Consider the following 13,563-nt stretch of genomic DNA (forward strand, 5'->3'; position numbering starts at 1 on the left):
ATCAACTATTCACTTTTTTCTTCAATTTTTTTCTTTTCTCCTTTTTCATCATCGCCCTCTTTGTTGCCAGATTCTTCTTTTTCCTTGATCTCATCGGAATCGAAGAGTATTCGTACAGCCGGAGACTCATCATCTTCAAACTGTCCTTTTCTGGCATACACTATAAACACGACCAGGAAAACTGCAGCCAAAGAAACGCTGCACAGGATCATTAAATATAGAATATCCATTAGACAACAAAATTAACGTATTTTCGGGTTTCAAATTTAGTGAAAAATAATGACTTTCATCACGAAATACGGCTTTTGGCTAATTTAAAACGAATCTAAATAAGTCTTTCTAAGCCCCTTTTTTAAAGTATTTTCTTCCCAGAATCCAAGTCGAAAGTGTAGTGAATGAAACCACTGTAATAGAACTTGCAGGCATAATTAAAGCGGCGAAAAGAGGATGCATGTGTCCTGTAACTGCGTAACTTAAACCAATAATGTTGTAAAGAAAACTGATTATAAATGTGATTTTCACAATCGTGATAGATCCTTTGCAGACATTCAGGTATTTATCTAAGCTTACCACTTTTTCTCCATTCATGATAACATCGGAAGAAGGGGTAAAACTGTTGGAATCATCTGCAATCGCAATTCCTACATTGCTTTGTTTTAAAGCTCCGGCATCATTCAGTCCGTCTCCAAGCATCGCGACTTTCATGTTTTGATTCTGAAGGTTTTGGATATAATTCAGCTTGTCTTCAGGATTTTGATTGAAAGCCATTCCTTTGTAATTCGGAATTAATTCCTTTAATTGATTTTCCTCTGAAGAATTGTCGCCACTCAGAATGAAAACTTTATATTGGGTAAGTTTTTTAAACAAATCTTTTAAGTTCTCGCGGTATTCATTTTTAAAGATGAATTTCCCTAAAAATTCATTGTTTTTACTGATGTAAACGGCTGTTTCAAGATTTTTTGATTCCTGATCATTATAACTCGCAGAACCGATTTTATAAACATTTCCACGTACACTTGCTTCGTAACCCTTTCCTGAAATTTCCTGAAAATTTTCAACCGGGAAATATTCATCTTTTACCTCTATGAATTCGTATAAGGATTTTGAAAGCGGATGATTGGAATTTTTTAGTAACGTTTTGATATTCAGTAAATCAAATTCTTTTATTTCAGCGCCTTCAAATTTAATATTTGATTTTTTTCTGTGCGTAATAGTTCCGGTTTTATCAAAAACAATTGTGTCTAATTTGGCGATTTTCTCAATTGTTAAAGTGTCTTTTACGTAAAATTTATTTCTGCCCAGAATCCTCATAATGTGCCCGAATGTAAACGGAGCAGACAAAGCAAGCGCACAAGGACACGCGATGATAAGAATTGCAGAAATTACCTGAAACATTTTCTCCAGATCTACGGTATACCAATAGATTGCTGAAAGTAATGCGATTCCTAAAATGATAAAAGTGAAGTATTTACTGATGTTGTTCGTTAACGTATCAAGTCCGGTTTCATGTTTTTTGAAGGCTTCTTTATTCCAAAGCTGGGTAAGATAACTTTGATCTACATTTTTAATCACTTCAAGTTCCAATGATGATCCGATCTGTTTTCCTCCGGCGAAAATTTTATCTCCCGGCTGTTTGCTGATGCTTTCGCTTTCTCCGGTAATGAAACTGTTGTCAATATTACCTTCACCATTAATCAGAATAGCATCTACCGGAATGATCTCCTGATTTCTTACCAAAATCCGGTCGCCGACTTTAACCTCAGAAAGCAGAATATTTTCCTGTTTTCCTTCAAAATCAACTTTTGTAACGGCAATCGGATAGAAAGATTTGTAATCTCTGTCGTATGAAAGCGCGTTGTACGTTCTTTTCTGAAAGATTTTACCCAAAAGCATGAAGAACAAAAGTCCGCACAAAGTATCAAAATATCCGGGACCGTAATTCGTGGCAACTTCATATAAACTTCGCCCGAAAAGCACAATAATACCCAAAACAATCGGAACATCAATATTCACAATTTTATTTTTCAGACCGTACCAGGCAGATTTGTAATAATCTGAAGCAGAATATACCACGACAGGAATTGCCAAAAGACACATCAAGGCCCTGAAAAGCCCTTTGTAATGCTCCATCCAGTAATCTTCTCCGCCTACATACTCAGGAAAAGCAAGGAACATCCCGTTTCCAAAGGCAAAAGCCGCAATGGCAAATTTTACAAGTAATGATTTGTCTAAATTTTCAACGTTTTTATCGGCGGTTTCCAGACTGATAACCGGTTTGTAGCCTAAATTTGTTAAAAAATTAGCTAATTCGCTTAATTTTAAATCGTTATGATTAAAAGAGATCTGTAAGGTCTTTCTGGTGAAGTTAACCTGAGAATATTTGATGTTTTTGTTCAGTGTATGAAGACTTTCCAAAAGCCATATACAAGAAGAACAATGGATTACAGGAATTTTAAAAGTGACTAAACTTGTGCTTCCTTCAGAAAAATCCGTTACCTTTTCAAAAATTTCAGGAGTGTCGAGATATTCAAACTGTGAAGAACTTTCGTCTGGACGGATTCCTGCACGTTTATTTAATTCATAAAAATTACTTAAGTTGTTCGTATTCAGAATTTCATAAACAGATTTGCAACCGTTGCAGCAGAAAGTCTTTTCATCAAACAAAATTCTTTCCTTTTCGATCCCTTGACCACAATGAAAACAGTTCTCGCTCACCTTCATAAATTATTGAACTACAAAATTATAACAATTTTTTTTGTTTATCGAGTTAAAAAGTTCTATTTTTGTGATAAATGTCATATAAAATGTCGCAGGAACAACAAATTGCAATCGAGGAGAGGTTCGCAAGAGTTTTTAATGATAAATCATTCAAGGAAAGGCTTTCCAGTGCTGATTTTGAAAAATACATTAACGCTAAAAAGAAACTGAGTTTTCAAAAACACGAAACTATTTTCGAAGACGGGGAAACGCCAAAAGGTGTGTTCGTTCTTGAAAAAGGAGCAGCGAAATTATCAAAATCAGGAGCTTTCGGGAAAGATCAGATCCTGAGATTCATTAAAGAAGGCGACATCATCGGTTACCGTTCTTTGCTTTGCGGAGAAAATTTTCAGGCGAAAGCAGAAGCCATGACGGATATTGAAGCTACTTTTTTACCGGCGGATATTTTTATGTATCTGTTGGAAGTAGATTCTCAGCTTTCCTTTGTGATGCTTCAGAAAATCGCTTATGAACTGGGAGAATCTTCCAATACCATTACTTTCCTTGCTCAGAAAACCGTAAGAGAAAGACTCGCGGAAATTCTTCTGTTATTAGAACAGAAATTAGGAGTTGATCCGGAAGGATTTATTAAAATTTCTTTAACAAGAGAAGAAATCGCCAATATCATCGGAACCGCAACCGAAAGTGCAATCCGTCTGATCTCCGAATTCAAAGGAGATCATCTCATCGAGGTAGACGGAAGAAACATCAAAATTCTCAACCACGACAAATTAATGAAACTAGGTCACGTAGTTTTATAAATCATACAAACTTGAAGTCGGCTAAATGCCGACTTTTAACTTTTAAAAAATAGATACATTATGTCTGTTCATTCTGAAATTAAAAAAGTTACAACTGAAACCTTGCGTAAAATGAAATTCGACAAGGAAAAAATAACGATGCTTACGGCATACGATTATACCACTGCGAAAATGGTGGATGCGGGAGGAATTGATGCGGTTTTGATCGGAGATTCTGCGGCAAACGTAATGGCGGGTTTTGAAACCACATTGCCAATTACTCTGGATCAGATGATTTACCATTCTCAAAGTGTAGTCAGAGGAACCGACAGAGCTTTGGTAGTTGCCGATTTACCTTTCGGAACGTATCAGAGTAATCCCGAAAAAGCTTTGGAATCCGCCGTAAGAATGATGAAAGAAGGAGGAGCTCATGCAGTGAAAATTGAAGGCGGGAAAGAAATTTCAAAATCAATTAAAAAAATTATCAACGCAGGAATTCCTGTAATGGGACATTTGGGATTAACACCACAATCGATCTATAAATTCGGAACATATAAAGTAAGAGCCAAAGAAGAGGCAGAAGCAGAAAAATTAATTGCTGATGCGCAGCTTTTGGAAGAATTGGGGTGTTTTGCTGTGGTTTTGGAAAAAATACCGGCAGATTTAGCTAAAAAAGTAACCGAATCTATTTCTATTCCAACCATCGGAATCGGAGCTGGAGCGCATTGCGACGGACAGGTTTTGGTGTACCATGATATGGTGGGAATGAACAAAGGCTTCAGCCCAAAATTTTTAAGAAGATATCTGGATTTGTATACAGAAATCACCGGAGCAGTTGCGCAATACGTGAAAGATGTGAAAACTCAGGAATTTCCTAACCAAAACGAAAGCTATTAATGGATCGCCAAAAACTTCAGACTATTCAGGGGGTTATTTCCATTTTAGCCGTAATTTGTCTTGCGGTGGGATGGTTTAATCTTTTTTCTCCCGATATTAACGAACTTCTTTCAAAGAGAATATTTTACATCATCGTAGGAGTGAGCTTCATTTTACAGGCTCCTTTATTGCTGAACAGGAAATTTGTTTATCCGATGTATGCCGCTGCAGCACTGTGCATTATTGGCGCATTTTTACCTTACGAATCGAATCTTACAGGAATGAAAACCATCGGTCTTTTGGCAGGGGTAATTATTTCTTTTGCCAACAGATCCAATTACCGTCAGTAGAACATGGAAGAACAGATTGTTTATGAAGACAACCATCTTCTCGTAATCAATAAAAAAGTCGGACAGCTTGTACAGGGCGACAAAACCGGCGATGATTCTTTACTGGAATTAATTAAAGATTTTATAAAAAAAAGAGATGACAAACCGGGAAATGTGTTTCTCGGTTTGGTTCATCGTATTGACAGGCCGACTTCAGGTCTTGTTATTTATGCTAAAACTTCCAAAGCACTTTCCCGTCTCACGCAGATGGTGAAAAACCATGAAGTAAAAAAAACATATTGGGCAGTTGTCGCAAAAGAGATGATTCCCAAAACGCAGAGATTGGTTCACTATTTAAAGAAAAACGAAAAGAATAACAAAGCCATTGTTTTTCCAAAAGCAACCGAAGGAGCAAAAGAAGCTATTCTTACGTACAATGTAATTAAAACGTTAGACAATTATCTTCTTCTTGAAATTGATCTTGAAACAGGAAGACATCACCAGATCAGGGCGCAGTTGTCAAAAACTGGAGTTCCCATTAAAGGCGATCTGAAATACGGTTCGCCGCGTTCCAATACAGATGGTGGAATTAACCTTCACGCCAGAAAACTCGAGTTCATTCATCCTGTTACAAAGGAAAAAATAGAAATTACGGCTCCTGTTCCGCAAAATGATGCCATTTGGAGAGCCTGCGAAGAATAAATTTCCGTAAAAACACTTACCCAAAAACAGGGATTTTACTGTAATGATTATTGTTTTTTAGAAATAGTTTTACACTATCAATCTAAAGAACAATAATCATGCTTACATTGGGACAACTTAAAGAAGCTACCTGCTCAAAAACTGCATATGCTTCGCAATTCTTACCGTACGTTACAGTAACATGTGATAAATTTTCCATCAACACGCCTTCACGAATGCTTAACTTTCTTGCACAGGTCGGTCACGAAAGCGGTGGATTATTTTACACCGAAGAACTCGCGAGTGGAAGCGCTTATGAAGGGAGAGCAGATTTAGGAAATACCCAGAAAGGAGATGGGGTAAAATTTAAAGGAAGAGGGCTCATTCAGATTACCGGAAGAGCCAATTATAAAGCCGTTTCATTGGCTTTAGGAACTGATTTTGTAACAAATCCTACATTTTTAGGAGGTAAAAATGTTACGAAATGTAATGCTGTCCAACTCAAAAACGCAGCAGAAAGTGCGGGTTGGTTCTGGAACAGCAGAAAATTGAATGCTTTGGCAGATCAGATTGACATTACCAAAAGCATTGATACCGGAAATAATCTGGTTGTTTTCAAAAAAATCACAAAAGCCATTAACGGAGGGTACAACGGCTTGCCCGACAGACTGAACCGTTATAAAGCAGGGTTAAGTTATTTCCTTTAATTAAAACAATTGCTATGAAAAATCTATTATTCTTAGTCATTTTTCTTTTAATCAATAACTTCTCTGCCCAAAAACCTGTTCTTTATGATCTGAAAGATCCCAAAATGCATGCAGGTTGTTATATCGACGGAAAAAATAATCCGGTTGCCAATTTATCCGAAGACGAAGGCGCTTTATTTAATCTTAACGGAAAAGATGAAATTTTTCCTTCCATCAAAGGAACAAAAGAATATCCCGAAGCCTTTGGAAACAAAATCTATAAAATTTACATCCGCGAAACCAAGTCGGTAAAGGATGGAGAATCCTGCATTGAAAATAAAGTCTATTCAATAAAAATTATTTACAAGAAAAAAGCCTATCTCTATTCTAAAAAAGGAATGTGTGGGTGTTAATTCTCTAAAAATGCGATCCCTTAAAAGACTATCCTGAACATAAGATAGTCTTTTTTTTGTTTTTTAGAAGCTGTTTCCCGCTTTCGCTACTCGCTTTTTCTGGATTTCGGCGGTGGCTTCGCCACCGCCGAAATCCAGAAAATAGCTCAGACACGCCGCTCAATCGGGGCTAAATTGCGGTCATTTGTTTTCAGTATTTGCATTAAATCAAAAAACATCTGCAAAATCAGCGAGATATAAAATTAAAAATCGGTTCATAAAAATATATTTTCACGCTTTGCGCAGCAAATATATTTGCCTCTGCTTACTAAACTAAGGATCCTGAATAAGAATTCTTTGCGTTTAAATAAAACATCTGCATCATCCGCAAAATCAGCGAGAGATATAAAATTAAAAATCAATCCAAAAAAGAATATTTTAAAGCTTCGCGCCGCAAATTTATTTGCCTCTGCTTACTAAACTAAGAATCCTGAATAAGAGCTCTTTGCGTTGGAATCAAAAATCTCTTTATCATTAGCAAAATCAAAAACTTCAGACTTTCCTCCTTCACAAAAAATTTTGCCCATTTCAAAAAAATGTCTAACTTCGTCCCATACTTTAGGGGTGTCCGTTGAAAAGACGGGCTGAGAATTTACCCTTTGAACCTGATTTCTAGATCATACTAGCGTAGGGAAAAGTGAGATGACTTTGCTGTACATTCTACTGTACAATAATGGGCATTCCTAAAGTGTTTTTAAAAATTTAGGAATGGAGCTCACAATCAATCACACGACAAAAAAGTTCAAAAAACTTCCCGAAAATCTGGAAGCGCTTCTTGCTATGGAATTACCTGAAAAGAAAAAAGGAATTGCTGTAGCACTCAACAACCGTATTATTCCGCAGTCATTCTGGGCGGAAACATTCCTCAACGATAAAGATTCAGTTTTAATTATCACAGCCACTCAGGGTGGTTAAAAAAATATTTTTATGGCTCATAACATCACACGTTCACCATTTCCGAACTCAAAAAAAATCTATGTTGAAGGGAAAATTCACCCGATCCATGTAGCGATGCGCGAAATCCAGCTTAGTCCGACAAAACTCAGCAACGGAAAAATGGATGAAAATCCTCCTGTTACCATTTATGATACATCAGGACCTTACACCGACGAAAATTTTGAAATCAATATAGAAAAAGGACTCCCAAGAATCCGCGAGCAATGGATTTTAAACAGGAATGACGTAGAAATTCTGGACGGAATTACGTCAGAGTACGGAAAAGCCCGCCTTGCAGATTCAAAATTAGATCAACTGCGCTTTTCATATAATCATAAACCTAAAGTAGCCAAAGAAGGAAAAGAAGTCACCCAGTTGTATTACGCAAAACAGGGCATCATCACTCCTGAAATGGAATATATTGCCATCAGGGAAAACCAGAGAATTGAGCAGTTGGATTCCGTTTCAAAAGACATGGCTTTCCAACATCCGGGAAACAGTTTCGGTGCAAAAACGCCGAAAAATAAAATCACGCCTGAATTTGTAAGAGACGAAATTGCAGCAGGAAGAGCCATCATTCCCAACAACATCAATCATCCAGAAAGCGAACCGATGATTATCGGGCGGAATTTTTTAGTTAAAATTAATGCGAATATTGGAAACAGTGCCGTTTCATCAAGCATTGAAGAAGAAGTGGAAAAAGCAGTCTGGGCTTGTCGATGGGGCGCAGACACCATCATGGACTTATCAACCGGGAAAAACATCCACGAAACCAGAGAGTGGATCATAAGAAACAGTCCGGTTCCCATTGGTACCGTTCCGATTTATCAGGCATTGGAAAAAGTAAAAGGCGTTGCAGAAGATTTAACGTGGGAGATTTTTAAAGATACCTTGATCGAACAGGCAGAACAGGGCGTTTCTTACTTCACAATCCACGCAGGAGTTCTACTGAGATATATTCATTTAACAGCAAAGCGGGTGACAGGAATTGTTTCCAGAGGAGGTTCAATTATGGCAAAATGGTGCTTATTTCATCACAAAGAAAACTTTTTGTACACTCACTTCGAGGAAATCTGCGAAATCATGAAAAAATATGACGTTGCCTTTTCGTTGGGTGATGGTCTTCGTCCCGGTTCAATTGCCGATGCCAACGATGAAGCGCAGTTTGCAGAGCTTGAAACTTTAGGAGAATTAACGAAAATCGCATGGAAACATAATGTTCAGGTGATGATCGAAGGTCCCGGTCACGTCCCGATGCATATGATTAAAGAAAATATGGAGAAGCAGTTGGAAGTTTGTGATGAAGCTCCGTTTTACACTTTAGGACCTTTAACAACAGATATTGCACCGGGTTACGACCACATCACTTCAGGAATCGGTGCGGCAATGATTGGTTGGTTTGGCTGTGCCATGTTGTGCTACGTGACACCAAAAGAACATTTGGGACTTCCTAACAAAGAAGATGTAAAAGTGGGAGTGATTACCTACAAACTGGCGGCACATGCTGCAGATCTGGCAAAAGGACATCCCGGAGCACAATATAGAGACAATGCGTTGAGCAAAGCCAGATTCGAATTCCGGTGGGAAGATCAGTTCAATCTTTCTTTGGATCCTGAAACCGCGAGATCTTATCACGATGAAACACTTCCGGCAGACGGAGCAAAAGTAGCCCATTTTTGTTCGATGTGCGGACCTAAATTCTGTTCCATGAAAATTACCCAGGAAATTCGGGAATCTGCCGAACAGGGAATGCTGGATAAATCGCAGGAATTCATCGAAAAAGGAAAGGAAATCTATATATGATCATCGTTATCACTCCTGAAGAATTGGTTCAGAATGAAACTGAAATCATCAATGCATTATTTCAGGAAGGATTGGATTTGCTTCATATCAGAAAACCTTTTATCCATTCAGAAGAAATGACGGATTTTATCCAAAACATACATTCTGAATTTCATCACCAATTGGTTTTGCACAGTCATTACGATTTGGCTGAACGTTTTAATATTTCAAGATTTCATTTCAGAGAAACCGACAGACAGAATGAATTGTATAAATCTTTCACAGATAAAAGGATTTCAACTTCTGTTCATGATATTGAGACTTTTAATGAGTTAAGTGACGATTGGGAATATGCTTTTATCAGTCCGGTGTTTCCGAGTATTTCAAAAAAAGGATACGGAGAAAATTCGAATATATTGAATGAGATTAAAAAACGAAATCATTCAAACGTAAAACTGATTGCTTTGGGAGGGATTCATGAAAACAATGTTAGTGGAGTTTTCAACAGTAGAGTAGACGGAGTGGCTTTGTTGGGAGCAATTTGGGAAAGTAATAATCCTTTAGATATTTTCAGAAAATGCAGGAAGAACGTCCTTTCGTAATGAGCATTGCCGGCTTCGATCCAAGCGGAGGAGCCGGTGTATTGGCAGATATTAAAACATTTGAACAGTTAAAAGTTCAGGGATTGGCTGTCTGTACAGCAATGACTTTACAAACCGAGTCCGAGTTTTATACGCTTCAATGGCAGCAGATCGATGAAATTTTATCAGCTATTAATGTTTTAATGAAAAAGTATAAAGTTGAAGCGGTGAAAATCGGAGTGGTAAAAGATGCGGAATTTTTAGACCAGATTACGAAAAAAATAAAATCCATTAATTCTGAAGTAAAAATTGTCTGGGATCCGGTTTTAAAAAGCACATCGGAATTTTCCTTTTTTGATTTGAATACCATTTCCGAGCTTAAAAATATTTTACAAAAAATAGATTTAATCACACCTAACTATAATGAATACAACGTTTTGAAAGAAAATCGTCTTTTTGAACCATCAGAAAATGGATGTTCTGTATTAATAAAAGGCGGACATCGGGAAGATGAAATCGGGACAGATATTTTATGGGAAAATGGGAAAAAAATTTCAATCGAACCCAACAATACAACTTCTGTATTTTACCCGAAACACGGTTCAGGCTGCGTACTTTCTTCCGCAATTGCAAGTCATTTAGCAAAAGGAGAAAATTTGGAAAATGCCTGCCGAAAAGGAAAACTGTATATCGAAAAATTTTTAACAAGCAATCCTACTTTATTAGGCTTTCATTCTTAAAAATGTATCGTTAAAAATCTCTATCATTTGCTGAATGAAATGCCGTTGCGAACGAAAAATATGCAGAAGATTTTTAAAACTAACCTTGCGTCTTCGCGCTGAAAAGAAAATTACATTAAAAAGAAAATGGAAAAATTACAATACATCTCTCAAGGTTCATCTTTAGAAGTTCAGGAAAAGAACATCCGAAAAGCTCTTGATTATGGCGCAAAATGGATTCAGGTTCGCTGGAAAAATACACCCAAAAAAGATTTTATCAGACTCTGTGAAATTTCAAAAAAGTTATGTGCAGATTATCAGGCTGTTTGTATCATTAACGATCATGTTCAGGTTGCAAAAGAAGTTGATGCGGATGGAGTTCATCTGGGACTGAAAGATATGTCAGTAGAAAAGGCGAGATACATTTTGGGAGAAAATAAAATCATCGGAGGAACTGCCAATACTTTTTCAGATATTCTTCAGAGAATTGTAAAGCATTGTGATTACATCGGTTTAGGTCCGTTGAGATTTACTTCTACCAAAGAACAATTAAGTCCAATATTAGGATTTGAAGGTTATCATGAAATCATCAATAGTTTAAAAGAAAAATCTATTGAGATTCCAAAAATTTTTGCCATCGGCGGAGTGGTTTTGGAGGATATCAAACAGTTACGGGAAATCGGAATTTATGGTGTTGCTGTTTCGGGGCAGATTACCAGTCAGCCTTCTGTAATTAATGAATTCAGAAACATTTTAGAATTGAGTTAAATCTTTTAAACATCTTAAAGTAAAAAGTAAATATGAAAAAACAACCTTTAAAAATAGCCGACAGAATCTTTGAATCGCGATTGTTTTTAGGAACAGGGAAATTCGGAAGCCTGTCGGAAATGACGGACTCTATCATCGCCTCAGAAAGCGAATTAGTAACCATGGCTTTGAAAAGAATTGATGCTCATTCTTCGGAAGACGATATTTTAAGCGCATTAAAACCGACAAAATCTCACCTTTTACCCAATACTTCAGGAGCAAGAACTGCCAAAGAAGCCGTGTTGGCGGCACAGTTGGCAAGAGAAGCACTGGAAACCAACTGGGTAAAACTGGAAATCCATCCCGATCCGAAATATCTGTTACCCGATCCTATTGAAACATTGTATGCAACAGAGGAACTGGCAAAATTAGGGTTTGTCGTGATGCCTTATATTCATGCAGATCCTGTCCTGTGCAAACGTCTCGAAGATGCAGGAACAGCCGTTGTCATGCCTTTAGGAGCCCCAATCGGAACCAATAAAGGATTAAAAACACTGGATTTTCTGGAAATCATTATCGCTCAAAGTAACGTTCCTGTAGTTGTGGATGCGGGAATTGGTGCGCCTTCGGATGCAGCAAAAGCAATGGAAATGGGAGCCGATGCAGTTTTGGTAAATACGGCAATTGCAGTGGCACAGAATCCGGTAAATATGGCATTGGCTTTTAAAGAGGGTGTGATTGCCGGAAGAAGAGCTTTTGAATCCGGTTTGGGCGCAATTTCACATCACGCAGAAGCATCAAGTCCGCTGACTGCCTTTTTATTTGATTAAAATTAAATATAGTGAAGAGTTTTAAAGATTTTTTTGAAAATTACCAATGGGATGAGGTAAAAACGAAACTTGAAAAAGTAACGTTAACCGATGTTGAAAAAAGTCTTCATAAAAAGAATAAAACCATAGACGATTTTTTGAATTTTCTGTCGCCGGTTGCGGCTCAAAAACTGGAAATAATGGCAAAAATGGCTCAACAGCTTACCCAAAAGCGTTTCGGAAAAACCATTCAGTTGTATGCGCCGTTGTATCTTAGCAATGAATGTCAGAATATCTGTACCTACTGTGGTTTCAGTCTGGATAATTCCATTAAGAGAAAAACACTTTCTGACACCGAAATTCTGATTGAAGCCTCCGTTTTAAAATCAATGGGCGTGAATCATGTTTTGCTGGTAAGCGGTGAAGCCAATAAGACGGTCGGAATCGATTATTTTCTGAATGCCATACAGCTTTTGAAACCTCATTTTGCGAATATCTCCATTGAAGTTCAGCCTTTATCTGAAGAAGAATACCGACGGGTTCATGAAGCAGGAGTACATGCAGTTTTGGTTTATCAGGAAACCTATCATCAGGAAGTTTATAAAGAATATCATCCGAAAGGGAAAAAGTCGAATTTCGAATTTCGTCTGGAAACACCCGACAGAATTGGAAAAGCAGGAATTCATAAAACAGGACTCGGCGTTTTATTGGGGTTGGAAGATTGGCGGGTGGACAGTTTTTTCAATGCCTTACACATCGATTATCTTCAGAAGCAATACTGGAAAAGCCGATATTCAGTTTCATTTCCGCGCCTCCGACCGGCGGAAGGAATTATTGAACCGAATTTCATTATGTCCGATAAAGATTTATTACAGCTCATCTGCGCCTACAGAATCTGGAATGAAGATTTGGAGATTTCTATTTCCACAAGGGAAAATAAAAAATTCAGAAATAACATTATTTCATTGGGCGCAACAGCAATGAGTGCTGCTTCCAAGACCAATCCGGGAGGTTATGCGGTTGATAAAGAGTCGTTAGAACAATTCGAAACCAGCGATGAAAGAAGCATGGAGGAAATCAAAAATATCATTAAAAAAGCAGGCTACGATCCGGTAATGAAAGACTGGGATGTGATTTATAGCGGAATTTAATTTGAACCATTAAGGTTTATTTGAGAAGTCTAGAAAAATTAAGCTTTTTGCAGGAAAATAAAAGGATGAGATATTCTTAAAATATTTAAATATTGCCTTAACTAAACTTCATTCCATAAATAGATCTTAATGGTTAAAAAAACAATTGTGCATTTTGAACCTTTGTATTTCTAAATTAAGTGAAACGCCTTTGTTTATCTTCGTTTCAGGCAATTAAAATCTACTCTTTGTCTTTCTTAGCGTTTAAATTTTATCACAAGGATAAACAAAGTTTTTTAAAATAAAGCAATCTTTAATGAAAGATAAACAAAGGCATT

The 13,563-nt window shown here is 37.2% G+C and carries 15 protein-coding genes and 1 riboswitch; of the genes, 13 read left to right on the forward strand and 2 right to left on the reverse strand.

Annotation, left to right across the window (positions count from 1 at the left end):
* Positions 1-5: 5 nt before the first annotated feature.
* On the reverse strand, positions 6-230 hold the full coding sequence (gene ccoS, locus B0E34_RS07295; RefSeq protein ID WP_087708245.1) for a cbb3-type cytochrome oxidase assembly protein CcoS: 225 nt from the start codon (positions 228-230) through the stop codon (positions 6-8).
* A 109-nt stretch (positions 231-339) separates the two neighbouring features.
* Positions 340-2,715: a heavy metal translocating P-type ATPase gene (locus B0E34_RS07300; protein ID WP_185117445.1), complete on the reverse strand. Its 2,376-nt coding sequence runs from the start codon at positions 2,713-2,715 to the stop codon at positions 340-342.
* An 89-nt stretch (positions 2,716-2,804) separates the two neighbouring features.
* Here B0E34_RS07300 and B0E34_RS07305 point away from each other — a divergent pair, with 89 nt between their 5' ends.
* The 13 genes from B0E34_RS07305 to thiH all read left to right on the forward strand — a co-directional run bounded on the left by B0E34_RS07305 (position 2,805) and on the right by thiH (position 13,246).
* Positions 2,805-3,518, forward strand: a complete 714-nt coding sequence (locus B0E34_RS07305) for a Crp/Fnr family transcriptional regulator (protein WP_076393740.1) — start codon at positions 2,805-2,807, stop codon at positions 3,516-3,518.
* Positions 3,519-3,578: 60 nt separating this feature from the next.
* A complete protein-coding gene (panB, locus tag B0E34_RS07310) occupies positions 3,579-4,394 on the forward strand; it encodes a 3-methyl-2-oxobutanoate hydroxymethyltransferase (RefSeq protein ID WP_076393737.1) in 816 nt (271 codons plus the stop codon).
* Positions 4,394-4,723 (forward strand): hypothetical protein, encoded by a 330-nt coding sequence (locus B0E34_RS07315; RefSeq protein WP_087708249.1) that lies wholly within the window; start codon positions 4,394-4,396, stop codon positions 4,721-4,723. The genes panB and B0E34_RS07315 overlap by 1 nt, the downstream gene beginning before the upstream one ends.
* Before the next feature lie 3 nt (positions 4,724-4,726).
* The gene (locus B0E34_RS07320) at positions 4,727-5,404 is read left to right on the forward strand and encodes an RluA family pseudouridine synthase (RefSeq protein WP_087708251.1); all 678 of its coding nucleotides are present in this window, start codon (positions 4,727-4,729) and stop codon (positions 5,402-5,404) included.
* Positions 5,405-5,502: 98 nt separating this feature from the next.
* Complete coding sequence (locus tag B0E34_RS07325) at positions 5,503-6,090, forward strand: glycoside hydrolase family 19 protein (protein ID WP_087708253.1); 588 nt, start codon at positions 5,503-5,505, stop codon at positions 6,088-6,090.
* 14 nt (positions 6,091-6,104) lie between these two features.
* On the forward strand, positions 6,105-6,482 hold the full coding sequence (locus B0E34_RS07330; RefSeq protein ID WP_087708255.1) for a hypothetical protein: 378 nt from the start codon (positions 6,105-6,107) through the stop codon (positions 6,480-6,482).
* A gap of 589 nt (positions 6,483-7,071) precedes the next feature.
* Positions 7,072-7,172, forward strand: a riboswitch (TPP riboswitch).
* 57 nt (positions 7,173-7,229) lie between these two features.
* Positions 7,230-7,436, forward strand: a complete 207-nt coding sequence (gene thiS / locus B0E34_RS07335) for a sulfur carrier protein ThiS (RefSeq protein ID WP_087708257.1) — start codon at positions 7,230-7,232, stop codon at positions 7,434-7,436.
* A gap of 12 nt (positions 7,437-7,448) precedes the next feature.
* A complete protein-coding gene (gene thiC, locus B0E34_RS07340; RefSeq protein WP_087708258.1) occupies positions 7,449-9,260 on the forward strand; it encodes a phosphomethylpyrimidine synthase ThiC in 1,812 nt (603 codons plus the stop codon).
* Positions 9,257-9,841: a thiamine phosphate synthase gene (locus B0E34_RS07345; protein WP_087708260.1), complete on the forward strand. Its 585-nt coding sequence runs from the start codon at positions 9,257-9,259 to the stop codon at positions 9,839-9,841. The genes thiC and B0E34_RS07345 overlap by 4 nt, the downstream gene beginning before the upstream one ends.
* Positions 9,817-10,560, forward strand: coding sequence for a hydroxymethylpyrimidine/phosphomethylpyrimidine kinase (locus B0E34_RS07350; RefSeq protein WP_087708262.1), 744 nt, complete (start codon positions 9,817-9,819; stop codon positions 10,558-10,560). Before B0E34_RS07345 ends, B0E34_RS07350 begins: the two co-directional genes overlap by 25 nt.
* A gap of 126 nt (positions 10,561-10,686) precedes the next feature.
* On the forward strand, positions 10,687-11,307 hold the full coding sequence (locus B0E34_RS07355) for a thiamine phosphate synthase (RefSeq protein ID WP_087708264.1): 621 nt from the start codon (positions 10,687-10,689) through the stop codon (positions 11,305-11,307).
* Positions 11,308-11,339: 32 nt separating this feature from the next.
* A complete protein-coding gene (locus B0E34_RS07360) occupies positions 11,340-12,116 on the forward strand; it encodes a thiazole synthase (RefSeq protein WP_087708266.1) in 777 nt (258 codons plus the stop codon).
* A gap of 11 nt (positions 12,117-12,127) precedes the next feature.
* Positions 12,128-13,246 (forward strand): 2-iminoacetate synthase ThiH, encoded by a 1,119-nt coding sequence (gene thiH / locus B0E34_RS07365; RefSeq protein ID WP_087708268.1) that lies wholly within the window; start codon positions 12,128-12,130, stop codon positions 13,244-13,246.
* Positions 13,247-13,563 lie beyond the last annotated feature (317 nt).

Source organism: Chryseobacterium mucoviscidosis (assembly GCF_002177115.1).
Lineage (GTDB): Bacteria > Bacteroidota > Bacteroidia > Flavobacteriales > Weeksellaceae > Chryseobacterium > Chryseobacterium mucoviscidosis.